Source organism: Amycolatopsis sp. NPDC058340, assembly GCF_042723975.1.
Classification (GTDB): Bacteria; Actinomycetota; Actinomycetes; order Mycobacteriales; family Pseudonocardiaceae; genus Amycolatopsis.
The window spans coordinates 124497-149131 of record NZ_JBHXIB010000009.1 but is presented as its reverse complement, the minus strand read 5'-3'; the positions used below and the strand labels follow the sequence as shown (position 1 = coordinate 149131).

The 24635-nt window shown below is 69.0% G+C and carries 22 protein-coding genes; 17 read left to right on the top strand and 5 right to left on the bottom strand.

Features of this window, described 5'->3' with window-relative positions; genetic code table 11:
• The first annotated feature begins 66 nt into the window (after positions 1 to 66).
• Positions 67 to 1458, top strand: a complete 1392-nt coding sequence (locus ACFWIW_RS14670) for a class II 3-deoxy-7-phosphoheptulonate synthase (protein ID WP_378368896.1) — start codon at positions 67 to 69, stop codon at positions 1456 to 1458.
• A 69-nt stretch (positions 1459 to 1527) separates the two neighbouring features.
• Here ACFWIW_RS14670 and ACFWIW_RS14665 read toward each other — a convergent pair whose 3' ends face one another.
• Positions 1528 to 2832 carry a wax ester/triacylglycerol synthase family O-acyltransferase gene (locus ACFWIW_RS14665; protein ID WP_378368895.1) on the bottom strand — a complete coding sequence of 435 codons (1305 nt, stop codon included), beginning with the start codon at positions 2830 to 2832 and terminating at the stop codon, positions 1528 to 1530.
• Positions 2833 to 3056: 224 nt separating this feature from the next.
• On the opposite strand from ACFWIW_RS14665, the gene ACFWIW_RS14660 reads away from it, so the two are divergent.
• Positions 3057 to 3566 (top strand): DinB family protein, encoded by a 510-nt coding sequence (locus ACFWIW_RS14660; RefSeq protein WP_378368894.1) that lies wholly within the window; start codon positions 3057 to 3059, stop codon positions 3564 to 3566.
• Here ACFWIW_RS14660 and ACFWIW_RS14655 read toward each other — a convergent pair.
• Complete coding sequence (locus ACFWIW_RS14655; RefSeq protein WP_378368893.1) at positions 3553 to 4338, bottom strand: DUF1295 domain-containing protein; 786 nt, start codon at positions 4336 to 4338, stop codon at positions 3553 to 3555. The genes ACFWIW_RS14660 and ACFWIW_RS14655 overlap by 14 nt on opposite strands.
• A complete protein-coding gene (locus ACFWIW_RS14650) occupies positions 4338 to 5609 on the bottom strand; it encodes a class I SAM-dependent methyltransferase (protein WP_378368892.1) in 1272 nt (423 codons plus the stop codon). The genes ACFWIW_RS14655 and ACFWIW_RS14650 overlap by 1 nt, the downstream gene beginning before the upstream one ends.
• Before the next feature lie 87 nt (positions 5610 to 5696).
• On the opposite strand from ACFWIW_RS14650, the gene ACFWIW_RS14645 reads away from it, so the two are divergent.
• The 11 genes from ACFWIW_RS14645 (at position 5697) to ACFWIW_RS14595 (ending at position 14802) form a co-directional block, all read left to right on the top strand.
• A complete protein-coding gene (locus ACFWIW_RS14645; RefSeq protein ID WP_378368891.1) occupies positions 5697 to 6974 on the top strand; it encodes an NAD(P)/FAD-dependent oxidoreductase in 1278 nt (425 codons plus the stop codon).
• A 5-nt stretch (positions 6975 to 6979) separates the two neighbouring features.
• A complete protein-coding gene (locus tag ACFWIW_RS14640) occupies positions 6980 to 7708 on the top strand; it encodes a DUF1365 domain-containing protein (RefSeq protein ID WP_378368935.1) in 729 nt (242 codons plus the stop codon).
• Positions 7701 to 8309 (top strand): ECF RNA polymerase sigma factor SigK, encoded by a 609-nt coding sequence (sigK, locus tag ACFWIW_RS14635; protein WP_378368890.1) that lies wholly within the window; start codon positions 7701 to 7703, stop codon positions 8307 to 8309. Before ACFWIW_RS14640 ends, sigK begins: the two co-directional genes overlap by 8 nt.
• Positions 8306 to 9076: an anti-sigma factor domain-containing protein gene (locus tag ACFWIW_RS14630; protein ID WP_378368889.1), complete on the top strand. Its 771-nt coding sequence runs from the start codon at positions 8306 to 8308 to the stop codon at positions 9074 to 9076. The genes sigK and ACFWIW_RS14630 overlap by 4 nt, the downstream gene beginning before the upstream one ends.
• A gap of 261 nt (positions 9077 to 9337) precedes the next feature.
• Positions 9338 to 10660 carry a cell division protein FtsZ gene (gene ftsZ, locus ACFWIW_RS14625; protein WP_378368888.1) on the top strand — a complete coding sequence of 441 codons (1323 nt, stop codon included), beginning with the start codon at positions 9338 to 9340 and terminating at the stop codon, positions 10658 to 10660.
• A gap of 74 nt (positions 10661 to 10734) precedes the next feature.
• Positions 10735 to 11442, top strand: coding sequence for a peptidoglycan editing factor PgeF (pgeF, locus tag ACFWIW_RS14620; protein ID WP_240593887.1), 708 nt, complete (start codon positions 10735 to 10737; stop codon positions 11440 to 11442).
• On the top strand, positions 11439 to 12170 hold the full coding sequence (locus tag ACFWIW_RS14615; protein WP_378368887.1) for a YggS family pyridoxal phosphate-dependent enzyme: 732 nt from the start codon (positions 11439 to 11441) through the stop codon (positions 12168 to 12170). Before pgeF ends, ACFWIW_RS14615 begins: the two co-directional genes overlap by 4 nt.
• Before the next feature lie 82 nt (positions 12171 to 12252).
• Positions 12253 to 12867, top strand: coding sequence for a cell division protein SepF (locus tag ACFWIW_RS14610; protein ID WP_378368886.1), 615 nt, complete (start codon positions 12253 to 12255; stop codon positions 12865 to 12867).
• A 114-nt stretch (positions 12868 to 12981) separates the two neighbouring features.
• On the top strand, positions 12982 to 13257 hold the full coding sequence (locus ACFWIW_RS14605) for a YggT family protein (RefSeq protein WP_005155180.1): 276 nt from the start codon (positions 12982 to 12984) through the stop codon (positions 13255 to 13257).
• A 54-nt stretch (positions 13258 to 13311) separates the two neighbouring features.
• Positions 13312 to 14172, top strand: coding sequence for a DivIVA domain-containing protein (locus tag ACFWIW_RS14600; protein ID WP_192741184.1), 861 nt, complete (start codon positions 13312 to 13314; stop codon positions 14170 to 14172).
• A 78-nt stretch (positions 14173 to 14250) separates the two neighbouring features.
• A complete protein-coding gene (locus ACFWIW_RS14595) occupies positions 14251 to 14802 on the top strand; it encodes a hypothetical protein (RefSeq protein ID WP_378368885.1) in 552 nt (183 codons plus the stop codon).
• On the opposite strand, the gene ACFWIW_RS14590 is transcribed toward ACFWIW_RS14595, so the two are convergent.
• Positions 14799 to 16607 carry an FUSC family protein gene (locus tag ACFWIW_RS14590; RefSeq protein ID WP_378368884.1) on the bottom strand — a complete coding sequence of 603 codons (1809 nt, stop codon included), beginning with the start codon at positions 16605 to 16607 and terminating at the stop codon, positions 14799 to 14801. The two genes, ACFWIW_RS14595 and ACFWIW_RS14590, sit on opposite strands and share 4 nt — an antisense overlap.
• Positions 16608 to 16910: 303 nt before the next feature.
• On the opposite strand from ACFWIW_RS14590, the gene ACFWIW_RS14585 reads away from it, so the two are divergent.
• On the top strand, positions 16911 to 18167 hold the full coding sequence (locus ACFWIW_RS14585) for a DUF222 domain-containing protein (RefSeq protein ID WP_378368883.1): 1257 nt from the start codon (positions 16911 to 16913) through the stop codon (positions 18165 to 18167).
• Positions 18168 to 18293: 126 nt separating this feature from the next.
• Here the strand turns inward: ACFWIW_RS14585 and ACFWIW_RS14580 are convergent, their stop codons facing one another.
• The gene (locus ACFWIW_RS14580; protein ID WP_378368882.1) at positions 18294 to 18839 is read right to left on the bottom strand and encodes a hypothetical protein; all 546 of its coding nucleotides are present in this window, start codon (positions 18837 to 18839) and stop codon (positions 18294 to 18296) included.
• Positions 18840 to 18887: 48 nt separating this feature from the next.
• Here ACFWIW_RS14580 and ACFWIW_RS14575 point away from each other — a divergent pair, with 48 nt between their 5' ends.
• The 3 genes from ACFWIW_RS14575 (at position 18888) to ACFWIW_RS14565 (ending at position 24626) form a co-directional block, all read left to right on the top strand.
• Entirely contained in the window at positions 18888 to 19394 is a 507-nt protein-coding gene (locus ACFWIW_RS14575; RefSeq protein WP_378368881.1) for an Imm21 family immunity protein, read from the top strand.
• Between the two features lie 262 nt (positions 19395 to 19656).
• Positions 19657 to 22818 carry an isoleucine--tRNA ligase gene (gene ileS / locus ACFWIW_RS14570; RefSeq protein WP_378368880.1) on the top strand — a complete coding sequence of 1054 codons (3162 nt, stop codon included), beginning with the start codon at positions 19657 to 19659 and terminating at the stop codon, positions 22816 to 22818.
• Positions 22819 to 23030: 212 nt separating this feature from the next.
• Complete coding sequence (locus ACFWIW_RS14565) at positions 23031 to 24626, top strand: penicillin-binding transpeptidase domain-containing protein (RefSeq protein ID WP_378368879.1); 1596 nt, start codon at positions 23031 to 23033, stop codon at positions 24624 to 24626.
• The last annotated feature ends 9 nt before the right edge of the window (positions 24627 to 24635 follow it).

The following is a 24635-nucleotide window of genomic DNA, read 5'->3' as shown; positions in this document are numbered from 1 at the left end:
CGTCCACGATTTGGGACTTTCGTCCCGGTGGGCGGGCGGCTTTCGGCCCGGCATATCCTGGAGCCTGTGAACTGGACAGTGGACGTTCCCGTCGACACGCTCCCCGAACTGCCACCTCTGCCGCCCGAGCTGCGTGAGCGGCTCGACGACGCGCTTTCCCGGCCCGCCGCGCAGCAGCCCGAGTGGCCGGACGCCGAGCTGACGAAGCGCGTACGCGGCGTGCTGGAGAGCGTGCCGCCGATCACCGTTCCCGCCGAGATCGACCGCCTCTCCGACCGGCTCGCCATGGTCGCCCGCGGTGAGGCGTTCCTGCTTCAGGGCGGCGACTGCGCGGAGACGTTCGAGTCGAACACCGAGCCGCATATCCGCGCCAACCTGCGCACCCTGCTGCAGATGGCCGTCGTCCTCACCTACGGCGCGAGCCTGCCGGTGGTGAAGGTCGGCCGCATCGCCGGCCAGTACGCGAAGCCGCGTTCGGCGTCCACCGACGCGCTCGGCCTGCCGGTGTACCGCGGCGACATCATCAACTCGCTCGTCGCCAAACCCGAACTCCGCGTGCCCGACCCCGGCCGGATGATCCGCGCCTACGCGAACGCGGGCGCCGCGATGAACCTCGTCCGCGCGCTCACCGGCGCCGGTATGGCGGACCTGCACCAGGTGCACGACTGGAACAAGGACTTCGTGAAGTCCTCGCCCGCCAGCGAGCGCTACGAGGCGCTGGCCTCGGAGATCGACCGCGGCCTGCGGTTCATGTCGGCCTGCGGCGTCACCGACGCCTCGCTCCAGTCCACCGAGATCTTCGCCAGCCACGAGGCGCTGCTGCTGGACTACGAGCGCTCCATGCTGCGGATGGACCGCGTGGACGCGGCGAACCCCAAGCTGTACAACCTGTCCTCGCATTTCCTGTGGGTGGGCGAGCGGACGAGGCAGCTCGACGGCGCGCACATCGCCTTCGCCGAACTGCTGGCGAACCCGATCGGCCTCAAGATCGGCCCGACGACCACGCCCGAACAGGCCGTCGAGTACGTCCGGCGGCTCGACCCGCGCAACGAGCCCGGCCGCCTCACGCTGATCGCCCGGATGGGTAACGCCAAGGTGCGCGAGGTGCTGCCCGCGATCGTCGAGAAGGTCGAGGCGTCCGGGCACAAGGTCATCTGGCAGTGCGACCCGATGCACGGCAACACCCACGAGTCCTCGACGGGCTACAAGACCCGGCACTTCGACCGGATCGTGGACGAGGTGCAGGGCTTCTTCGAGGTGCACCGCAAACTCGGCACCTACCCTGGCGGCATCCACGTCGAGCTGACCGGCGAGGACGTCACCGAATGCCTCGGCGGCGCGCAGGAGATCTCGGATCTGGACCTTTCGGGCCGGTACGAGACCGCGTGCGACCCGCGCCTGAACACTCAGCAGTCGCTGGAGCTGGCGTTCCTGGTCGCGGAGATGCTGCGCGGCTGACGAACTCGGCGGCTGACCGGCTCGTGAGTGGCAAGGACGGTTCTAACCGTCCTTGCCACTCACGAGGCACTAGGCGGTATCGAGCAGGCGCGCGGCCGACTTGAGCACACCGTCGCGCAGCGAACCCACGTCCGAGACCGCCGCCCCGTTCGCCTGCAGTCCGATGTGGACCGAGTCGCGATAGGTCGCCACCGCGATCCCGACCGCCTGCCGCGGCGCGAGCGGCACGAACGGGTACACGCCCGACACCTGCGTCCCGTTCAGGGTCAGCCGGTTGGGCGGCACCGGCACCGTGGTCACCACGAGGTCGAACAGCAGCGGCGCGGCCAGCCCGGCGGCCTTCGAGCCGAGCCGGTGCAGCATCGGCGGCATCCGGTCGGCGAGCAGCGGGAAGGCACCCGCGCCCCGCGCCGGGCCCGCGGCCTTGTTCCGGCTCATCTCACGTTGGACGGCCAGCAGCCGCGCAAGCGGATCGTCGAGGCCGACCGGCAGCTCGCAGAGGTAACCGGACAGCTTGTTCCCGCCGAGCTGCTCGGCGGACCGCCCGCGCACGCTGACCGGGATGAGCGCCCGCAGCGTCCGGTCGTCGGCGCGCTGGCCGCGGTTGATCATCCATTCGCGCAGCGCGCCGCTGAGGATCGCCAGCACGACGTCGTTGGCGGTGCCGCCGTGGGCCCGGCGGATCCGCCGGATCTCGGCGGTGTCGAGCCGGACGAGGCCGAGCCGTCGTTCGGTCGACGGCGGCGCGCTGATCGGCGACAGCGGCGAGCGCGTCGCGCGGACGACCGAAGAGGCGATCCCGGCCTGGGTCAGCGTCGAGCCGACGGCCTCCTTGACGGCGTCCACAGGGGACCGCGGCGTGGGCGGCGCGGCGCCGCCGTGCGCACGCCGGGTGGGGCGGGGCAGCTCGTCGAGCAGGCCCACGGCGACGGCGTACGCGCCGGCGCCATCGGTCAGCGCGTGGTGCAGTTTCAGCAGCAACGCGAACTCGCCGTCCGGCAGCCCGGTGACGAGATGCAAGTCCCACAACGGTTTTCCGGTGTCGAGCGGCCGTCCCATCCAGCGCGACGCGTAGGCGGAGAGCGGGTCCGGTTCGTACAGGGAGCTCAGGTGATGATGTGAAATATGTTCACTGGCAACGAAATCCGGGTCTTCGGCCCAGATGGCGGCACCGGGCGGGAACAGCGCGGTGCGGGGGCGCTGACGCAGCTTGGGGAGGCGTGCCGCCCGCTCGGCGAGCAGCGTGGTCAGCTCGCGCGCGTGCACCTGCCCGTGCGGGCGGAAGGTGACCACCGCCCCCATGTGCATGGGCGTCGTTTCGCTTTCCAGGCAAAGGAAAGCGACATCGAGTGCGCTCAGCTGCAGGCCTGACATCAGTGACCTTTCTCGGTACTCCGGCGGCGGTGGCCACAACTGCACCAGCCTGACATGACGGGCGGGTGGTCGTCATGTTTCCTGGGCGCTAACTACCGTCGGGTTCACTCGAACGATGGGATCACGTTCGGACATGGACCACGGCTCTGCGACAGATGGTGGACAGTGCCTCCCCGGGTAACTCGTTAGCGGATCATCCGAGGAAACCGGCAGACTGCACGACCATGACCGACGAACCGAAGCGCCCCGAACCGCCGCTCACCGGCGACGAGCGCACCCAGCTGAACGGCTTCCTCGACTTCCTCCGCGCCACCGTGGTGTGGAAGTGCTCCGGCCTCACCGACGAACAGGCCAGGCGGCCGCTCGTCCCCAGCGAACTGACCACCGTCGCCGGTCTGCTCGGGCATCTGACCCTCGTCGAGCAGTACTGGTTCAACGTGGTGCTCAACGGGCAGGAGGACGTCTGGAAGGAGGCGCTGGAGGCCGATCCGGACGCCGAGTTCCGGGTCGCCATGCAGACCCCGATCGACCAGCTGATCGCCGCCTACGAGGCCGAGTGCGAGCGGAGCCGCAAGATCGTCGAGTCGATGGGGCTGGACGACGAGGTCCCCTTCCGCGGCGAGCGCAAGGTCAACGTCCGGTTCGTGGTCGCGCACATGATCGAGGAGACCGGCAGGCACGCCGGCCACCTCGACCTGTTGCGCGAGCTGACGGACGGGCTCACCGGGGAGTGACCCGGCGAGGGGGCAGCGGGAAGAACCCGCTGGTCCGCTCGACGTACGTCGCGTATCCCGGCCGGGAACGACGCAAACCCTTCTCCAGCAAAGGTTTTCCGGTTCCCCTGGCCAGCGTGTACGTCATCGCGACCGGCGACAGCACGGTCGCCGCCCCCACCCAGCTCGAACACGCCAGCAGGTACAGGCCCCACCACACGCACGCGTCCCCGAAGTAGTTGGGATGCCGGGTGTAGCGCCACAGCCCGCTGTCGAGGACCTTCCCCTTGTTGCCCGGGTCGGCCTTGAAGCGGCGCAGCTGCTCGTCGCCGATCGTCTCGAACCCGAAGCCGACCAGCCACACCGCGACACCCAGCCACGCCGTCACCCCGAAGGCGTCGCCGTACATCGCGAACTGGACCGGCAGCGAGACGAACCACAGCACCACGGCCTGCACCAGGTACACGCGGACGAACAGCTTGAGCGCCGGATTCTCCCCGGCGTTCTCGGCCATCCGCACATAGCGCGGGTCCTCGGGCAGCTTGTGATTGCGCAGGTGGAGGTGGACGCCGAGGCGTACACCCCAGATCGCGGTCAGCAGCGCGGTGACCACGCGCAGCGCGACCGGCCCGTCCCCGAGCGGGGCCGCGACCAGTGCGACGAGCGCGAAGCCCGGCCCCCACAGCGTGTCGACGGTGTCGTACCGCTTCCGCCATCGCGCGATGCCGAAGGTGACGACGAACGCCAGCAGCGTCGTGCCCGCCGTGACCGCGAGTGTGCCGCCGAGAGGCATCAGGACCACTCCCTGGTGGCGGGCAGCGCGCTCCGGCCTTCGTCCGACGGGCGGACCGCGAGGATCTGGTCCACGCCCATCCGGTTCTCCTCGAACGCGAGCGCCCCGCCGACCAGGTACAGCCGCCAGACCCGCGCGCCGGATTCACCGATCAGCGCGACGACGTCGTCCCAGTTGCTTTCGAGCGTGTTCTCCCAGGCCCGGACCGTGCGCACGTAGTGCTCTCGCAGCGCGTGGACGTCGCGGATCTCGAATCCGGCCGTCTCCAGATGCCCGAGCGTGCGGCTCAGCGGCCGCATCGTCATGTCGGGGGCGATGTAGCGCTCGATGAACGCGCCGCCGCCGGGCGCCACCGCGCCGCGGGACATCTGCTGCAGGACCAGCCGTCCGGTGGGCTTGAGCATCCGGTACAGCGTCCGCGTGTACTCGGGGTAGTTCTCCTCGCCGACGTGCTCACCCATTTCGATGCTGGCGACGGCGTCGAAGGGCTCGTCACACAGCTCGCGATAGTCCTGCCGCCGGACCTCGACGCGATCCTCCAGATCGTGCTGGACGAGGCGGCCGCGGACGTGCTGCAGCTGTTCCGCCGACAGGGTGATGCCGACGGCTTCGACGCCGTGATGTTTCGCCGCGTGCACCAGGAGCGAGCCCCAGCCGCAGCCGACGTCGAGCAGCCGCATCCCCGGGCGCAGGCCGAGCTTGCGGCAGATCAGGTCGAGTTTGTCCCACTGGGCCTGTTCGAGGTCGTAACCCTCGTCCTCGGACGTCCAGTACGCCGACGAGTAGGCCATCGATTCGTCCATCAACAGCTGGTAGAAGGCGTTGCCGAGGTCGTAGTGGTGGGCGATCGCGGACTTGTCGCGGAGCAGGGTGTGCAGCTTCCCGGACAGCCGGGCCTCCTCGGCGGGCGGTTTGGGCGGCGGCCCGACGACGCCGAGGCTCACCGCGAGCCGCAGCGCCTCGGCCCAGTCGCGCGGGCCGAGTTTCGCACCGCGCACGGCGCCCGACCGGGTCAACGCCCAGATCCGGCGGAATCCGTCGGCGAGGTCGCCTTCGACGTCGAGATCACCTGAGACGTACGCCCTGGCCAGGCCCAATTCGCCGGGGGCGTAGAGGAGACGGCGCAGGGCCCGGCGGTTGCGGAGCACCACGGTCGGGGCATCCGGCGGACCGGCGCGTACGCCATCCCAGGTACGCAGACCGACCGGAAGGGAGCCACCGAGGAGCCGCTCGACGAACGGGACTAGGCGGGACGCGGGACTGTTCGGCATAGTCGTCATTCGCTCCCGGACCGGAAAGGGATGGGTCGGATGCCGCGCCGGTTCACGAGATCCAATCCTCGCCCGATCCGGCTCCGAATGCTTCACGTGCACACCAAGGGGCAACGCATCGGAGTCATCGGCAGCGGCGTGGCCGGCCTCACGGCCGCGTATCTGCTGCAACGACGCTACGAGGTACTGCTGTTCGAAGCCGAAGACAGGCTGGGCGGGCACGCGCACACCCACGACGTCCCGAGCGCGCACGGCGGCACCGTCGGCGTCGACTCCGGATTCATCGTGCACAACGAGCGCACCTACCCGAACCTGCTCCGCCTGTTCGCCGAACTGGGCGTCGCCACCCGCGACACCGAGATGTCGATGAGTATCCGCTGCGACGGCTGCGGGCTCCAGTACGCCGGCGCGAAGGGGCTGAAAGGCCTGTTCGCGCAGCCTCGCAACGTCGCACGGGGCCGCTATCTGCGGATGCTCGCCGACGTCAAGCGTTTCCACCGGCACGCGAAGCGCGTCCTCGACGCGCCTGAGGCCGGAGACGTCACCCTCGGCGCGTTCCTCGCGATCGGCGGGTACACGAAGTACTTCGTCGACCACTTCATGCTCCCGGTCGTCTCGACCGTCTGGTCCGCCGACCGCGCCGACACGCTCTCGTACCCCGCGCGCTACCTGTTCGAGTTCCTGCGCAACCACGGGATGCTCTCGGTCGGCGGTTCCCCGAAGTGGCGCACCGTCGTCGGCGGTTCCCGCGAGTACGTCGAGCGCGCCGCCAAACAGCTGACCGCGGTGCACCTGTCCACTCCGGTCCGCTCGGTCGAGCGCACCGCGCGGGGGATCGAGGTCCGCGACGACGCCGACACGCGGCACCGGCTCGACAAGGTCGTCCTGGCCACGCACGCGGACCAGGCGCTGAAGCTGCTCGCGTCGCCGACCGCGGCCGAGCGCGACGTCCTCGGCGCCTTCCGGTACTCCAGCAACGAGGCGTGGCTGCACACCGACACCGGCGTGCTCCCGACGGCGGAATCGGCGCGGGCGGGCTGGAACTACGCGACGCCGTACTGCGGTGCCCACCACGGCGCGGTCCAGGTGTCCTACGACATGAACCGCCTGATGCGGCTCGACGAGCCGACCGGCTACGTCGTCACGCTCAACCCGGGCGCCGGGCCCGGCCACGGCTCGGTGCTGGCCAAGATGTCCTACGAACACCCCGTCTACACGCCGGATTCCGTGGCCGCCCAGCGCCGTCTGCCCGAACTGAACGACGGCACGGTCGCCTTCGCCGGCGCGTACCACGGCTGGGGATTCCACGAGGACGGCTGCGCGTCCGGTGTCCGCGCGGCCGAGAACTTCGGGGTGCGCTGGTGACCGTCATGGCCGTGCTCTACGACTCCACGGTGGCGCATGTCCGGCGCAACGATCCGCCGATCTCGTTCGCCCACCGGATCTACCTGTGGTTCGTCGACCTCGATAGGCCGCCGAAGCTGCCGTGGTGGCTGCGCCCCTTCGCCCGCTTCGACCCGCGAGACCACTTCGCGCCCGACGACACCTCCGGCATCCGGTCCAAATTGGACCGCTGGCTCGCCGCGCGCGGCGTGGACCTCCGCGGCGGCCGGGTGCTGATGCTGGCCGGCGCGCGGATGCTCGGCCACAACTTCAACCCGATCACCCTGTACTGGTGCCACCGGCCGGGCGGCGAGCTCGAATGCGTCGTCGCCGAGGTCCACAACACCTACGGGGGCAGGCACGCGTACCTCCTGCGCCCCGACGCGGACGGGAACGCCTTCGCGGACAAGGAGTTCTATGTGTCGCCCTTCCAGTCGATGGACGGCGAGTACCGGATGGCGGTACCCAGACCGGAGTCGCTGCTTTCCGTCAAGATCGCCCTCCACCAGGACGGGAAGACGCCGCTGACCGCGTCGCTGCGCGGCGTGCGGCGCCCCGCCACCGCCAAATGGCTGGCGCACATGCTGATCACCCGTCCGCTCATGCCGCACCGGGTCTCCGCGCTGATCCGGCGGCACGGGGTCAAACTGTGGTTGAAGAAGGCGCCGATCACCCAGCGGACGCCGCAGACGGCCGGAGGCAGGCTTGATGGATGAATCGGCACGCCCGCGCCGGATGGCGCCCGTTCCCGGCGACGGCGAACCGGCCGGTCCGACGGCCGAGGAACTGCTCGTCCGGGTCGCGAAGGGTGACGAGCGGGCCTTCGACGCCTTGTACGACCGGCTCGCCGGTCCGATCCTCGGCCTTGTGCGCCGGATCCTCCGTGACGCCGCGCAGTCCGAAGAGGTCACGCAGGAGGTCATGGTGGAGCTGTGGCGCACGGCCACGCGCTACTCGCCGGAGCGGGGGAGCGCGCTGAACTGGGCCATGACGCTCGCGCACCGCCGCGCCGTGGACCGCGTCCGCTCGGCACGGGCCAGTTCGGACCGCGAGGTCAAGGCGACCTTCGAGGCCGCCCGGGCGCGGCCCTTCGACGAGGTGGCCGAGGCCGTCGCCGCCCGCTGGGAGCGTTCGCAGGTACGCCGCTGCCTGACCACCCTCACCGAGCTGCAACGGGAATCCGTGCTGCTCGCCTACTACCAGGGCTATACCTATCGCGAGGTCTCCGAGGTGCTGCAGACGCCGCACGGGACCATCAAGACCCGTCTCCGGGACGGCCTGATCAGGCTCCGGGACTGTTTGGGGGTGACGGCATGACCATGCCCGAAATGCACACGCTCACCGGGGCCTACGCCGTCGACGCGCTGTCCGAAGTGGAGCGTGCCCAGTTCCAGCGGCATCTCGCCGAGTGCGCTTCGTGCGCGCAAGAGGTCCTCGAACTGCAGATGACGGCGACCCGGCTCGGCGCGGCGCTGGCCGAGGACCCGCCGCCCGAACTGAAACGCCGCGTGCTCGCCGAGGCGATGGCGACCAGGCAACAGCCGCCGAAGACGCGCTTCGAGGCGGGGGAGCGCGTCAAGGACCGCCGTCGCACCCCACGCTGGGCGATCGCCGCGGTCGCGGCGGCCGTCGTCGGGCTCGCGGGCACCGCCGTGTTCGGCGGGATCGCCTACGACAACCACTCGCAGCTGACGGCCGCGCGGGAGCGGGCGGCGCAGTACGCGGACCGGTACGCGCCGGTCGCCGACGTCCTTTCGGCCGCCGACCTCCGGACCGGGCACGCCGAAACCTCGGCGGGCGGTGGCGGCACCGTGATGATGTCGCGCGCGAAGGACCGTCTGGTGTTCATGGCGGCGCAGCTGCCGGCGAACGAACCGGGCCGGATCTACCAGGCCTGGCTCATGTACCCGGACGCCGCGCCCAAACCCGCCGGGCTCATTTCCGGTGGTCAGGACGGTGCGCTGCTGGTCGCCGACGGGCTCGGCGGTGCCGAGAAGTTCGCGCTCAGCGTCGAACAGGCGGGCGGATCACCGACCGGGTCGCCGTCGAAGGACGTCGTCATGGTCATGTCCATGCCTTCCTGATGCCCTCCTGATCTTCGCCTTTACCAGGCCGCCGTTCGCCGCCGCGACCGGGTCTCGCTCTTGCGCCCGCGAACATGTTGTGGCAAAACACCTTTGCGACACACGGCGTGGCTACTGGATTCGAGCCAGCCTGGTGCATACCGTCCTGCTTCAACGTCGGCAGTTGACATAACTCTCAATCTGAACTTCAGCTCGAGGGTTCGGCACAGGCTCAGCGACCGGCGGGCAGCACGAGCACACACGATCAGGAAGGCGGCTCCGATGACGCCCCCGCACAACTACCTTGCGGTGATCAAGGTCGTCGGTATCGGCGGCGGCGGAGTGAACGCCGTGAACCGCATGATCGAGGTCGGCCTCAAGGGTGTCGAGTTCATCGCGGTGAACACCGACGCTCAGGCACTGCTCATGTCCGACGCCGACGTCAAGCTCGACATCGGCCGGGAACTGACCCGCGGCCTCGGTGCCGGCGCCGCCCCCGAGGTGGGGCAGAAGGCCGCCGAGGACCACCGCGAAGAGATCGAAGAGGTCATCAAGGGCGCCGACATGGTGTTCGTGACCGCGGGCGAGGGCGGTGGCACCGGCACCGGTGGCGCGCCGGTCGTCGCCCAGATCGCCCGCAAACTCGGCGCGCTGACCATCGGCGTCGTCACCCGCCCGTTCACCTTCGAGGGCAAGCGCCGCAGCAAGCAGGCCGAAGAGGGCATCCAGCAGCTGCGCAACGAATGCGACACCCTCATCGTCATTCCGAACGACCGGCTGCTGCAGCTGGGCGACATCGGCGTCTCGCTGATGGACGCCTTCCGCTCGGCGGACGAGGTGCTGCTTTCGGGTGTCCAGGGCATCACCGACCTGATCACCACGCCGGGTCTGATCAACCTGGACTTCGCCGACGTCAAGAGCGTCATGTCCGGCGCGGGTTCCGCGCTGATGGGCATCGGCTCGGCGCGCGGCGAGGGCCGGGCGATCCAGGCGGCGGAGAAGGCGATCAACTCGCCGCTGCTGGAAGCGTCGATGGACGGGGCGCACGGCGCGCTGCTGTCGATCGCGGGCGGATCGGACCTCGGCCTGTTCGAGATCAACGAAGCCGCGTCGCTGGTGCAGGAATCCGCGCACCCCGACGCCAACATCATCTTCGGGACGATCATCGACGACTCGCTCGGCGACGAGGTCCGGGTCACCGTGATCGCGGCCGGTTTCGACGCCGGCACCCCGACCCACAAGAAGCTCGACCCGCCGGCGTTCGGCTCCCGCACGAGCTCGACCGCGTCCGCACAGGCGGGCCAGGTCAACGGCGGCGGGGCGACCCCGGTGCAGAGCCCGCCTTCGGGTGCCACGCCGGTGCCGTCGACCGGTTCGAACGGCTACCCGGTCGCGCCGCCGCGCACGCACACTCCGATGCCGTCCGCCCGCAACGAGGGCAACGGTTCGCTGAGCGGCGGGCTCCCGCAGCCCGGCGGCGGCTCGCGCGGCTACTCGCCGATCGGGTCGAACACGAACCACGGCAGCCTGCCCGGCCGCGCCACCCCGGTGCACGACGACCCGTCGGACGACGAGGTCGACGTGCCGCCGTTCATGCGCCGGTAGTTCGCCAGTACGTTCCGTGAAGGCCTCCTTGACTACAGTCGAGGGGGCCTTCACTCAGGTCTAGGAGGAAAAGCGTGCGGGTACGGCGGGTCGTCACGACCAGGGCGGGCGGGGCTTCCCGGCCGCCTTACGACACCTTCAACCTCGGTGATCACGTCGGCGACGACGCGGGCGACGTCTACGCCAACCGCAAACGTCTCGCCACCGAACTCGGCCTCACCGAGGACAGGCTGGCCTGGATGGAGCAGGTCCACGGCCGGACCGCGACCGTCGTCGACGGCTCGGAGACCTCCGCCGCCGAAGCGACCGACGCGCTCGTGACGGCCGAGCCCGGCCTCGCGCTCGTGGTGCTCGTCGCCGACTGCGTTCCGCTTCTGCTGGCCGACGCCGAAGCCGGTGTCGTCGCCGCCGTCCACGCGGGCCGCGTCGGCGCCAGGGTCGGTGTCGTCCCCGCCGCGATCGAGGCGATGCGTTCGGTCGGCGCCGAGCCCGCCCGCACCGAAGCGCTGCTCGGTCCCGCGATCTGCGGCGACTGCTACGAAGTCCCCGCCGACATGGCCGCCGACGTCGAAAAGCACGTGCCGGGCAGTGCCTGCAAAACCCGCAAGGGCACACCGGGGCTCGACCTGCGGGCCGGTCTCTGGCGGCAACTGGCCGACCTCGGCGTCGGCAAGATCGGCGTGGATCCGCGCTGTACCAACGAAGACAAGACCTTGTTCAGCTTCCGTCGCGACGGCACCACGGGCCGGATCGCCGGGATCACGTGGCTGGACGCGTCGTGAGTGACGCCCGCAAGGGGGAACTCGCGGCTTCCCTCGCCGAAGTGGAAAAGCGGATCGCCGCCGCGTGCGAGGCCGCCGGCCGGGCCCGCGACGAGGTCAAACTGCTCGCGGTCACCAAGACGTTCCCGGCGCTCGACGCCGCGCTGCTCGCCGACCTCGGCGCGCTCGACCTCGCCGAGAATCGCGATCAGGAAGCGGGCGCGAAGGCCGAAGAGGTCGCCGGTCTCCGTCCGGACGCGCCGATCCGCTGGCATATGGTCGGCAGCCTGCAGCGGAACAAGGCCAAATCGGTCGTGCGCTGGGCCGACGAGGTCCAGTCCGTCGACTCCGAGCGGCTCGCCGACGCACTCGCGAAGGCGACCAAGTCCGCGCTCGATTCCGGGCAACGTGATCACCCGTTGGACGTCCTCATTCAAGTAAGTCTCGATGACGATCCGAAACGCGGGGGCATTCGGTTGAGCGAAGTGAGCCATTTGGCGGAGCGGATAGCCCATGTGGGTGATATTCGGCTCCGGGGGCTTATGGCGGTCGCGCCGCTGGGTACTGATCCCGCCGAGGCGTTCGGGAAACTCGCTCGTGCGTCGGAGCGTCTACGGGAAGAACACCCAAATGCCCGTGAGATCTCCGCCGGAATGAGCAATGATCTCGAGCAGGCGATCGCGCACGGCTCGACCTGTGTGCGTGTCGGAACCGCGTTGCTCGGTGGGCGCGGTTTAGCCTCGCCCTAGGGAATACCGTCTCGTCGTTACGGGGAGTGGTGGCGAGGGCGGGGGAGTACGGTGCGGGACGCGGCTAAGGCTAGGGAGAGGCATGAGCGCGCTGCAGAAGCTGAAGGCCTACTTCGGGATGGTGCCCGCGGACGAAGACGGCTATGACGTCGAGGATGACTACCGGCGAGGCTATGCCTCAAAGGACTATGCCGACGACGAGTACGACTACGACGACGAGCCGCCGGCCCGGTCACGGGGTGGACGTTACCGGGACGAAGTTGACACTTACGACGAGCCCGCGCCCCGGCCTCGGTCACGCTCCGTGGCCAGCCTGGAGCCGGCCGTCCACGGAGCGCTGGCGATGGACCGTCAGCCGGAGCCGGTCGCGCGGCTGCGGCCGGTCACCGAGCCGGTCCGTCCGGCGGTGCGTGACCCGTTGAGCCGGATCACGACGCTGCACCCGACGAGCTACGCGGAAGCGCGGGCGATCGGGGAGCACTACCGGGAGGGCATCCCGGTGATCATGAACCTCACGGAGATGGAGAACGCGGACGCGAAGCGTCTCGTCGACTTCGCCGCGGGGCTCGCTTTCGCGTTGCGCGGATCGATGGACAAGGTCACCAACAAGGTGTTCCTTCTCTCACCGCCCGATGTGGATGTCACCGCGGAGGACCGTCGGCGGATTGCCGAAGGCGGATTGTTCCTGCGCGGCTGATCACCCGGTGACCGCTGAGCGCAGCCGGATGTGATTTTGTCGACTCATCGGCATCCGTGGCCCGTCAACTGCGTCTTTTGACGCGAGGCATGGCAGAGTGGTTACGTGAATGCTGTGTTGCTGGTCGTCTGGTACGTGCTGTTCGCCTTCTGGCTCCTGCTGACGGCACGGATCGTCGTCGAGCTCGTGCGTGCTTTCGCTCGCGAGTGGCGTCCTGCCGGAGGGGTTGCGGTAACGCTCGAGACCATCTACACAGTGACCGACCCACCGGTTCGTCTGTTCAGACGAATCATCCCGACCGTACGAATCGGCGGCGTCGGACTGGACTTATCGATTATGGTGCTGCTGTTGGTTGTGTTCTTCGCGATGCAGCTGGCAACGCCAGGGTGATTTTCGGGGAAGCCCCGGTGGACCTGCAGGCCATGGAGTGCGTGAGGTGATCTGATGTCGTTGACCCCCGCTGACGTGCATAACGTCGCGTTCAGCAAGCCGCCCATTGGCAAAAGGGGCTACAACGAGGACGAGGTGGACGCGTTCCTCGACCTGGTGGAGACCGAGCTTGCCCGGTTGATCGAGGACAACAACGAGCTGCGGCAGCAGGTCGAGCAGCTCGACAACGAGCTCGAGACCACCCGTGGTGAGCTCGAGAACGCCAAGGCCGGCGCCGTCGGCCCGCCGCCGCAGGTACGCGACGAGCCGTCGCGCCGCCTGGCGCCGGTGCCGCCGCCGCAGTCGGCGATGGAGCAGACCCAGGCCCACTCGATGGTGCCGGACAACGGGGAGCCCAACGTCCAGGCCGCGAAGGTGCTCGGGCTGGCGCAGGAAATGGCCGACCGGCTCACCGCCGAGGCCAAGACCGAGTCGGACGGCATGCTGGCAGAGGCCCGGACCAAGTCCGAGCAGCTGCTGTCGGACGCGCGGTCCAAGTCGGACTCGATGGTGAACGAGGCGCGCACGCGTGCCGAGACGATGCTGAACGACGCGCGGACCCGTGCCGAGACCTTGGAGCGCCAGGCGCGCGACAAGGCGACGACCATGGAGCGCGAGGCTCAGCGCAAGTACACCGAGACCATGAACAACATGAACGCGGAGAAGGGCTCGCTGGGCAAGAAGATCGAAGAGCTGCGCACGATCGAGCGGGAGTACCGCACGAGGCTGCGCGGGTTCCTCGAGTCCCAGCTGCGTGAGCTCGACGACCGCGGTTCGGCCGCTCCCGCTTCGGCGTCCTCGTCGAGCTCGGGGCAGTCGTCGTCCTCCGGTAGCGGACAGGGTTACTCGTTCGGTCCCCGGGCCGAAGCGGGCTGATTTCTACCCACTGGAACGGCCTCGGCACTCTCCGGAGGGTCGAGGCCGTTTCGCTTTGCTCTCGTGTTGTAATTCACCGTGCTCTTCATCGTCCTGGTACTGGTACTGGCGGCTCTGGGGCTGCTCGTCGCGGCGCTCATCACCGCGAACTCCCTGTGGGCCTGGATCTCCATCGGCCTCTCCGTCGTCGCGGGGTTGCTGCTTCTCTTCGACCTGCTGCGCCGCCGGAAGAAGCGCGCGGCTCCCGCTGAGGAAGCGGCGGAGGACCCGGACGGAGAGGACGAGCCCGCCGAGGGTGCGGAAAAGAAACCCGAGGATGCCGAGCAGACCGTCCTGATGCCCGCCGCGGGTGAGCTCGGCGACGCGGAGGACACCCCGGAGCCTCCGCAAAGCGGCGACCCCGGCGAGGAGAAGAGCGACCCCGCGGATGTGGCGGTCGTCTCCGAACTCGAGACCGAGGTCGTCGTCGTCGACGAGTACCCGCGCTATCACGTGACGTCGTGCGAGTGGCTCGAAGCAAGGGACACCATCCCGCTCGGCATCGGTGAAGCACGGCAGCTCGGGTTCACCCCGTGCGCGCTGTGCACGCCCGACGCGGAGATCGCCGGGAAGCACCGCGAGAAGGCTTAAAGCTTCTGAGCCGCTTCGCCGACCGCTACGACATCGGCGGCGATCGTGTCGAGCACCAGACGCTGTTCCTCGTCCGCGTCACGTGGCACGGGGATCTCCGCGGCTTCTTCGGTGCCGAGCGTGCGTGCCGCCTCGTCCACGGCGTCCGCCGCTTCGGCGGAGCCGGGACGCAACAGGAGTGACGACGCCGTGACGGACAGGCCGCGCAAGGCCTCGGCGGCCTTCTCCAGCGCGTCCCGTTGACCGGACGCGGGTTCCTTGGTGCCCGGCTCCGCCGCGAGCAGACCATGGTGGGCGATGGTGGCGGCGCGGAATTCGCGGCCGAGCGTCCGCGGGCCGACGTCCTCGCCGCGGAGTTTCCGCGCCACCGAGCCGAGCAGCTCCCGGGTGGCGCCGACGGCGTTCTCGAATCGTTCCGCCGGTCCGGGTTTCGGCACCCCGGGGATCGCCGCGAAACCGAACAGCAGCGCGATGGCACCGGCGAGGACCATCAGAAGCAGATACTCGACGAGTACGTAGCGTGGGTCGAGATGTCTGGTGGTCGCGTTCATACCGACCGACATCAGGACCATGCAGCCGTTGAACACCGCCGGCCGGGTCTGCATGAACGAGAACCCGCCGAGGAGCGCGACGAGCCCGATCGGCAGCAGAAACCCTTGCGGCAGAAGCCAAAGAACGAGACTGAGCACGACGGCGCCGCCGAGTGAGCCGCCGATCCGCTGCCAGGCCTTGCCGAGGCTGTCGCGCCATTCCGGCTGCAGGATGGCGAAGGTGGCGAGCAGGAACGACACGGTGAGCGGGTCGCCGGGCCGGAAACTCGCGACCACCAGCGCCAGCCCGACGCCGAGCCCGCAGCGGAGCGCGTGCCGGAACTGCGCCGACTGCCAGGAGAACGCGCCACTCAGTTCGATCCGGCGCAGCTCCTTGCGGAGTCCTTTCGGGACGTCCACACGCGACTCGTCGCGTTCGGTCGCCGCGGTCCGGATGGTTTCGAGTGCCTCCCAGAGCGCGGTGACGAGCCTCGCCGTGGCGCCGGGCAGATCGCGGGGTTCGTCGCGCCGCACCGGCTCGACGTCGTTCGGCGCGCTGGGGTTCCGGACGGCTTCGGCCAGCCTGGCGGCTTCTTCCTTGGCGGTGTTGAGCGTTTCGCCGATTTCCCCGCTGTTCAGCCGTTTCCGGCGGATCTCCAGCAATCCGATGGCCGCGCTATACCGGAACAGGCCGCCGAGGACCCCGCCGGTCCAGCGACGGGGCCGGTCCGCGAGCCAAAGCCTCGCCGCACGCTCCCGGGTTTCGGAAGTACCCGTCGAGAGCGCGTCGGCCAGCGCGTCACGGGTCGGCTTGGCGGGATCCTTCGCGCCCATCAGCACCCGCAACAGGATCACGACCCCCACCGCGAGCGCGGGCGCGCCCAGGATCTGCCCCGCCGACGCCGTCCCCGTCAGCTGGAAGCCGTACCCGAACAGCGACGCCATCCCGAGCCCCAGCCCGACCGTCACGAACCGCGGCCCGAGCACGGGCAACAGACCGGCGACGACCGCGATCGCCACCAGCAGCCCGATCGCCGCCCATTGCGACACCGCGCCCAGCAACCGCGGCACCCCGACCGCGAGGACCAGCGCGGGCGCGAACCACGCCAGCAACCGCAGATCCGCCCAGAGCGGCCCGCCGACCGCCGCGATGAGACAGAAGAGCGCGGTGAGGGCGGCCAGGACGGCGGCGTTACCCAGTCCCAGCAGGAACCCGAGCCCGCTGACGCCACCGAGGACGACCAGCAGGACGACGAGGAGTCCGGGCCCTTTCATCGGGGCTCGCAGATCGGCATACCGTCAACCTAGAGGCGGTGGTGAGGACGGCAACTCGGGCCCCTGGGTCGTGGTGTTGTCGTCGGTGGCGGTTCGGGTTTTGTCTCGGTCTGCCTCGGGTTTTGCCTCGGGTTGCCTCGGGTGTTGCCGAGGCGCGCAATTAGTCGACTGATTGCGACCACTCCGAATTGCGGCCACCTCTGATTGCGGCCACCTCGCCCTTTTCTTCAAAAGTCCTACATCGTTCGATATAGCCTGAATATGCTATAGCACAGGTGTTCGATCCGGCGTAGCGTTGATCTTGTGTCCAGCGACGATGCCTCCCCGAAGACGCCCACCCAGTGGTGGCGCGTCGACACCGCGACGCTGCACGCCCGCAAACAAGAACTCGAAGTCCAGAAGCGCCAGCTGGATGCCGAGCAGAACGCGATCCTCGCCGAAATCAACTCCCGAGGAGTGCGTGGCTGCAGCGGTCATTCGACGCTGGCTGGGTTGATCTACGAGGATTTCCTGGTGTCGGACAAGGAAGCCAGCGCCCGCGCCGACCGAGTCCTCGCCCTACATCCCGGCCCGTCCCTGGGCGGTGACCCCGAACCACCCCTAGCACCGTTGACCGCCGAAGCCGCGGCCGAAGGCGCGATCGGCGGATCGCAGATCGACGCCATCATCAAAACCCTCGCCCGCATCCCGTCTTCTGTCCCGGAAGACGATGTCCGTGCCGGGGAGAAAATCCTGGTCGAGCTGGCCCGGCACGCGGGGCCACGGCAGATCGCCCGTGCCGGACGCCGCCTGCTCGACGAACTCGACCCCGACGGCAAAGAACCCCGCAACGAGAACCCCAAAGACACCCGCCCAGAACTACGGTTCGTGAAGCACCGCGACGGCACCCTCGGCCTCAAAGCACGACTGGACCTGGAAACCTACGCCCGGCTGAAAACCGACCTGGATCCCCTCGCGAAACCCCACAAAGCCATCGACGGGGTCCGTGATCCCCGTACCCAGGACGAACGCTACGGGGATGCCTTCACTGACTACGTCCGGTTGAAGACCACCAGCCGGAACCTGCCCGGCCAAGCCGGGGAGGCCACCCACATCCTCATCACCATGTCGTATGAGGACTTGATGAACGATCTCGGCGAAGCCCACCTGGACCTCGTCGGCCCGATCAGCGCCACCGACGCGAGGATCCTCGCCTGCGACGCCCGCGTCCGGCCCGGCGTCCTCGGCACCGCAGGCGAACCGCTGGACATCGGCCGCTCCAAACGCACCGTGTCGTTGGCCCAGAAATACGCGCTCACCCTCCGCGACGGCGGCTGTGCCTTCCCGGGTTGCGATATGCCGGTGCCTCGTTGCACCGCACACCACATTGTTTTCTGGCGACACCACGGCGAAACCAAAATCGACAACCTGGTACTCCTCTGCACTCGGCATCATCGGCTCATCCACCGCAGCGAATGGAAAGTCCGGATCGCCCAAGACGGCCTGCCGGAATTCACTCCGCCCGCTTACCTCGACCCGAGCGGGGCTCCGAGGCGCAACACCATGCACCTACGGACGTAGGCCGACCCCGTCGCTCCACCGATCGCCCCCAGCCCGTGGACAAAGTCCAAGTCGCCCAAGATCGCCTTGCCGACTCGGCCGGGCGCCGAGGCACAAAACTGTATAACGACCTACACGCCCACGCTTTCAGAAGCGGCGGATTTGTCGCGCCGTGTTCCACGGAACACGCGCGACAGCAACAAGATCAGTGAAGGCGAGGACCGATTCGTCGAGCCGCTGGAAGGTCAGCCCGCCGTCGTGCCTTTCCTCCAGTTCGCCCGCGACCAGCACCAGCGGCCGTGTTCCGATCCGGAAATGCACTTCGGCCAGGAGGTGCTGATCGAGGAAGAGAGCCACGTGATCGACCGAACCGGTTGGCAACTCAGGAAAGGACCGCCAACGATAAATCCCGCTCCACCGACCGTCGTCGTGAGACACGTCCGACGTATGGCCGCCGAGGCTGAAGTCGTCGTCGTCCTGATAGGTGCCGATCTCGACCGCGCTGCCGTCGTCCAGCCAAGCCTGAAGCCAATACAGCTGAAGGCAAGGGACTTCGGGGTCGGCGAACTGCGGGCCGGTTCCCGCCAGGTTCTCCCGCAACGCCATCTCCACGCCGACCCACTTGTCGACTCGCTTGCCCAGCAGCGCCGTGAAGGTACTTGATTGCCCGGCCAACCACTCGTCTCGCCCCATGGCCGCATTGTCGCCGAAACTGTCGGTCCCTCACGGCACACTGCGGCCGTGACCATCACGCGGACTCAATCCTGGGTCGAGTCCCTCGGCGGCCCGCTCATCGTCGTGCCCGTTTCCGCCTTGGCGGACTGGAAAGGAAGCCTGGAAGGAGGCGAGGACGACTACGACCGTGCCTGCGCGGTGAACGCGCTCGTTGGCACGCTGCCCATCGGCGGGGCGACGGGTCTGGTCCTCGGCGACGAACCCGCCGCCACCTGTTACCTCCCGGAGCACCGCGCGTTCCTCCGCTGGCTCACCGCCGGCTCTGAGGACGAGTTGCTCGCCGAGGCCGAGCGGCTCCTCGCCGACCCCGCGACGCCGTGGGAGGACTGCGGCCACTGGGAGACCGACGGTCCCGCGATCCTCATGGACTCGGTGACGGCGGGCACCGAGCTTGGCATCGCGTATCCCGCCGGCGGGAAGCCGCAGGAGGAGCACGTCGACATCGAAAGGGGGAGTTTCGCGATCCGGGCCGTCCACACCCGGGGCGTCGGCCTGGTCCGGTTGACCGGGTGAGAACCCGGTTGCGCCCGCGCGCTACCCTTGAACGAACTGGCACCGATCCGGCCATCACCGGGGAGCCTCCGGAAGAACAGGGCCCGCGCCCTCAGTAGAACCGGACGGGTACGGCCCGTCACAGCCGTCGAATGAGCGGCCCAGCCGGAACACCGACCGGCCGGGCAAGCGGGGTGGTACCGCGGAACGCGCCGGAAACGGCCGTCTCGTCCCCGTGTGGGTGGAAGCCCGTACGAGAGACGAACCGCGAGGAGCACCGAAGATGTATCCCAAGGCACAGGTGGACGGCGAGACCGGCGTCCCGTCCCAGCCTTCGTTCCCCGAGTCGGAGAAGCGCGTCCTCGCGTACTGGGAAGCCGATCGGACCTTCCAGGCTTCGATCGACGCCCGCGACCCCGGCGTCAACGGTTCGAACGAGTACGTCTTCTACGACGGCCCGCCGTTCGCCAACGGGCTCCCGCACTACGGTCACCTGCTCACCGGGTACGTGAAGGACCTGGTGCCGCGTTACCAGACCATGAAGGGCAAACGCGTCGAGCGCCGCTTCGGCTGGGACACCCACGGCCTTCCCGCCGAGCTCGAGGCCATGCGCCAGCTCGGGATCACCGAGAAGTCCGAGATCGACGCGATGGGCATCGACGTCTTCAACGAGGCCTGCCGCGAGTCCGTGCTGCGCTACACCGGCGAATGGCAGGACTACGTCACCCGTCAGGCCCGCTGGGTCGACTTCGACAACGACTACAAGACGCTCGACCTGTCCTACATGGAGTCGGTCATCTGGGCGTTCAAGCAGCTGTGGGACAAGGGCCTGGTCTACGAGGGCTACCGCGTGCTGCCCTACTGCTGGCGCGACGAGACGCCGCTGTCCAACCACGAGCTGCGCATGGACGACGACGTCTACGCCAGCCGCCAGGACCCGGCCGTCACGGTCGGTTTCCGCTTGGAGGGCAACGACAACGAGCTCGACGGCACCTATCTGCTGATCTGGACCACGACCCCGTGGACGCTGCCGTCCAACCTCGCGACCGCGGTGCACCCGGACGTGCGGTACGTCGTGGTGGAAAGCGACGGCAAGCGGTTCCTGCTCGCCGAAGCACGCGTCGCCGCGTACGCCCGCGAGCTCGGTGAAGAGCCGACCGTCGTCGGGCACTACACCGGCACCGAGCTGCTCGGAACCCGTTACGCCCCACCGTTCCCGTATTTCGCCGGGCACGAGAACGCGCACCGTGTGCTGGCCGCGGACTACGTCACCACAGAGGACGGCACCGGTGTCGTCCACATCGCGCCCGCTTACGGTGAAGAGGACAAGGTCGTCACCGACGCGGCGGGCATCGTCCCGGTCACCCCGGTGGACGCGCAGGGCAAGTTCGACGCGACCGTCTCGGACTACGAGGGCCAGCAGGTCTTCGACGCCAACCCGAACATCATCAAGGACCTCAAGAACGGCACCGGTTCGGCCGGCCGTCAGGGTGCGGTGCTGCTGCGCCACGAGACCTACGAGCACCCGTACCCGCACTGCTGGCGCTGCCGGAACCCGCTGATCTACCGCGCCGTCTCGTCGTGGTTCGTCGCGGTGACCGAGTTCAAGGACCGGATGGTCGAGCTGAACCAGCAGATCACCTGGTATCCGGAGAACGTCAAGGACGGCCAGTTCGGCAAATGGCTGGAGAACGCCCGCGACTGGTCGGTCTCCCGCAACCGGTACTTCGGCACGCCGATCCCGGTGTGGCAGTCGGACGACCCGGCGTACCCGCGCACGGACGTCTACGGCTCGCTCGACGAAATCGAGCGCGACTTCGGTGTGCGGCTGGAGAACCTGCACCGGCCGTTCATCGACGAGCTGACCCGGCCCAACCCGGACGACCCGACCGGGAAGTCCACCATGCGCCGGATCGAGGACGTCCTGGACGTCTGGTTCGACTCGGGTTCGATGCCGTACGCGCAGGTGCACTACCCGTTCGAGAACACCGAGTGGTTCGAGCACCACTACCCGGGCGACTTCATCGTCGAGTACATCGGGCAGACCCGCGGCTGGTTCTACGTCCTGCACGTGCTGGCGACCGCGCTGTTCGACCGGCCGGCGTTCCGCACCTGTATCTCGCACGGGATCGTGCTCGGCTCGGACGGCCAGAAGATGTCCAAGTCGCTGCGCAACTACCCGGACGTCAACGAGGTCTTCGACCGCGACGGCTCCGACGCGATGCGCTGGTACCTGATGGCGAGCCCGATCCTGCGCGGCGGGAACCTGGTCGTCACCGACAAGGGCATCCGCGACGCCGTCCGCCAGGCCGTGCTGCCGCTGTGGAACTCGTACTACTTCCTCGCGCTCTACGCGAACGCCGAGGGTGTGGAAGGCCAGTGGCGCACGGATTCGAAGCACATCCTCGACCGGTACGTGCTGGCGAAGACGCACGAACTGGTGACCGACGTCGAGCACGCGCTCGACACCTACGACGTCGCCGGTGCTTGCTCGACCGTCCGTGACTTCCTCGAGGTGCTGACGAACTGGTACGTGCGCCGGTCGCGCGACCGGTTCTGGGCGGGCGAGCAGGACGCGATCGACACCCTGCACACCGTGCTGGAGGTGACGTCGCGGGTGGTGGCGCCGCTGCTGCCGCTGACCACGGAGGTCGTCTGGCGCGGGCTGACCGGCGGTCGTTCGGTACACCTGACCGACTGGCCGAACGCGCTCGACCTGCCCGCCGACGCGGCGCTGGTGACGGCGATGGACCGGGTGCGCCAGGTGGCGTCTTCGGCGCTCTCGCTGCGGAAGTCGAACAAGCTGCGGGTGCGGCTGCCGCTGGCCAAGCTGGTCGTCGCCGCGCACGAGGCCGACTCGCTGCGCGACTTCACCGACATCCTGCGCGACGAGGTCAACGTCAAATCCGTCGAGCTGACCACGGACGTCGCCGCGCACGGCGGTTTCGAGGTCGCGGTGAACGCACGGGCGGCCGGGCCGCGGCTGGGCAAGGACGTCCAGACGGTGATCAAGGCCGTCAAGGCCGGTGAGTGGACGACGTCCGAGAGCGGCGCCGTCGTGGCGGCCGGGATCGAGCTCGTCGAAGGCGAGTACGACCGGCGCCTGGTCGCCAAGGGCGGCGGCGCGGCCGCGGAACTGCCGGGTGGTGCCGGGCTGGTGCTGCTCGACACCGACGTGACCGACGAGCTGGCGGCCGAGGGCCTGGCCCGCGACCTGGTCCGGGTCGTGCAGCAGGCCCGCCGTGACGCCGGGCTCGACGTCGCCGACCGCATCGCGCTGACGGTCGACGCGCCGGAAGACGTGGTCACGGCCGCGAAGACGCACGAGGAGTTCATCGCTTCGGAGACGTTGGCGACGTCGGTGGCGTACGGCGACGTCGCCGACGGCTCTGCCGGGACGGTCGGTGAAGGCACGAAGGTGACCGTGGCGGTCACCAAGGCCTGACCCTCGCGAGTGCCATGAAAGGTCCTTTCCTTGCGAATTTCGCAAGGAAAGGACCTTTCATGGCGTCCGGGGGCGGGTGCCGATCACCGGGATCACGAAACGGATTCGGAACAGCGGCTTTCTCGCCGCGCGGGAGCCTTGCGCGGGGGAAATCGGCAGGCTGGCGCCCGGGGGCGCGCGAGGGTACGCGCCGAATGGGGGAGAGCGAATCCATGAGTCCTGCCCGGAAAAGAGGGATCCTGATCGGCGCCGCGCTGGCGGTGGTCGCCATCGTGGTGGCCGGGGTGGTGCTGCTGGTCAAGGAGGACCGGGCGCCCGCGGCTTCCGGCCCGGGGGACTCCACCGAGAGCGTGCAGGACAGCCCGGCGCAGGTCGCCGGCCGGTTCCTGCGGCTGTTCGACACCGGCGACCTGACCACCGCCCCGGTCGACGATCCGGCGGCGGCCACGGCCGCGCTGACCGGGACGCGCAACACGCTCAACGGCGCGTCGGTCAAGACGTCGCTCGGCGAGGTCCCGACGACGCCGGGTAACGCGACCACGACGTCGGCCACCTTCCACGTCGCGTGGACGTTCGCGGGCACCAGCGTCTGGAAGTACGAGGGCAAGCTGGACCTGGTGCGCATCGCCGGGAAGTGGGTGGTCCGCTGGGCGATGTCGGTGATCCACCCGAAGCTCGAAGCCGGGCAGCGGCTTTCCGTCGCCCCCGTTTCGGCGAAACCGGTCGTGGCCGACCGCGACGGCAAGGCGCTGGTCGGCGGTGACGCGACGGGCGTCGCACCGATCCTGCAGGGAGCGTTGACCAAGGTCGCTTCCGGGGAGAACAGTGGCGCCGCGACGACCGTCACCGTGTCTCGCGTCGACGTCTCCGGCAAACCGGTCGAGACGCTGTTCGGGCAGGCCGCCGAAGCCGGCAAGCCGCTGGTTTCGACTTTGAGCGTGGCGTCGCAGAACGCCGCTCAGAAAGCCGTCGACGGCTTCCAAGGGCCGGCGATCATCGTCGCGATGAAGACCTCGGGCGAGCTCCTGGCGGTCGCGCAGAACGGCGCCGCCGGGAACCAGCCGAAGGCGCTCAACGGCCTGTACTCGCCGGGCTCGGCCTTCAAGATCGCCACGGCGACCGCGGCGCTGCAGCAGGGCGGCGTGACCGCCGACTCCCCGCTGCCCTGCCCGGGCAGCGAGCAGATCGGCACCCGCACGCTCAAGAACGACAACGGGTTCGACCTGGGCACCGTTTCGCTGAAGACGGCGTTCGCCGCGTCGTGCAACACGACCTTCGGGCGGCTCGCCGGGCAGTTGCCCGCGGACGGCCTCGCGAAGGCCGCGAGCCAGCTCGGCCTCAACGCCGACTTCGAGATCCCGGGACTGTCGACGGAAGTCGGGAAGGTGGAACCGTCGGGTAGCGGTGACGAGCAGGTCGAGGCCGGGATCGGCCAGGGCAGGGTGCAGGTCAGCCCGCTGGGCGCGGCGCTCATGGCCGCGACGGTCGCCACGGGGAAGCCGGTCGTGCCGAAGCTGTGGCAGGGGCTGGAGACCAAGGTCAACGCCGGGTACCAGGCTCCGCCGGCGGGGGTGCTGAACCAGGTCCGCGCGATGATGCGCGAGGTCTGCACGACAGGGACCGCGAAGGCGCTGAAGGGCAGCGGGGCCGTCTTCGGCAAGACCGGGACGGCGCAGTTCGGCTCGGGCGCGGACGCCAACGGCTGGTTCGTCGGCTATCGCGGTGACGTCGCCTTCGCCGTCATGCTCGAAGGTTCCAACGACTCCAAGCCCGCGGTCCAGCTGGCGGCGAAGTTCTTGGCAGGCTGACGATTCGGC

Bases quoted from the DNA above. Each gene is read 5' to 3' on its own strand.
- ACFWIW_RS14630 (WP_378368889.1), top strand. From the start codon at position 8,306: ATGACCATGCCCGAAATGCACACGCTCACCGGGGCCTACGCCGTCGAC.
- ACFWIW_RS14645 (WP_378368891.1), top strand. From the start codon at position 5,697: ATGCTTCACGTGCACACCAAGGGGCAACGCATCGGAGTCATCGGCAGC.
- ACFWIW_RS14660 (WP_378368894.1), top strand. From the start codon at position 3,057: ATGACCGACGAACCGAAGCGCCCCGAACCGCCGCTCACCGGCGACGAG.
- ACFWIW_RS14655 (WP_378368893.1), bottom strand. From the start codon at position 4,338: ATGCCTCTCGGCGGCACACTCGCGGTCACGGCGGGCACGACGCTGCTG.
- ACFWIW_RS14565 (WP_378368879.1), top strand. From the start codon at position 23,031: ATGAGTCCTGCCCGGAAAAGAGGGATCCTGATCGGCGCCGCGCTGGCG.
- ACFWIW_RS14640 (WP_378368935.1), top strand. From the start codon at position 6,980: ATGGCCGTGCTCTACGACTCCACGGTGGCGCATGTCCGGCGCAACGAT.
- ACFWIW_RS14665 (WP_378368895.1), bottom strand. From the start codon at position 2,832: ATGTCAGGCCTGCAGCTGAGCGCACTCGATGTCGCTTTCCTTTGCCTG.
- ileS (WP_378368880.1), top strand. From the start codon at position 19,657: ATGTATCCCAAGGCACAGGTGGACGGCGAGACCGGCGTCCCGTCCCAG.
- ACFWIW_RS14650 (WP_378368892.1), bottom strand. From the start codon at position 5,609: ATGCCGAACAGTCCCGCGTCCCGCCTAGTCCCGTTCGTCGAGCGGCTC.
- ACFWIW_RS14580 (WP_378368882.1), bottom strand. From the start codon at position 18,839: ATGGGGCGAGACGAGTGGTTGGCCGGGCAATCAAGTACCTTCACGGCG.
- ACFWIW_RS14590 (WP_378368884.1), bottom strand. From the start codon at position 16,607: ATGAAAGGGCCCGGACTCCTCGTCGTCCTGCTGGTCGTCCTCGGTGGC.
- sigK (WP_378368890.1), top strand. From the start codon at position 7,701: ATGGATGAATCGGCACGCCCGCGCCGGATGGCGCCCGTTCCCGGCGAC.
- ACFWIW_RS14600 (WP_192741184.1), top strand. From the start codon at position 13,312: ATGTCGTTGACCCCCGCTGACGTGCATAACGTCGCGTTCAGCAAGCCG.
- ACFWIW_RS14610 (WP_378368886.1), top strand. From the start codon at position 12,253: ATGAGCGCGCTGCAGAAGCTGAAGGCCTACTTCGGGATGGTGCCCGCG.
- ftsZ (WP_378368888.1), top strand. From the start codon at position 9,338: ATGACGCCCCCGCACAACTACCTTGCGGTGATCAAGGTCGTCGGTATC.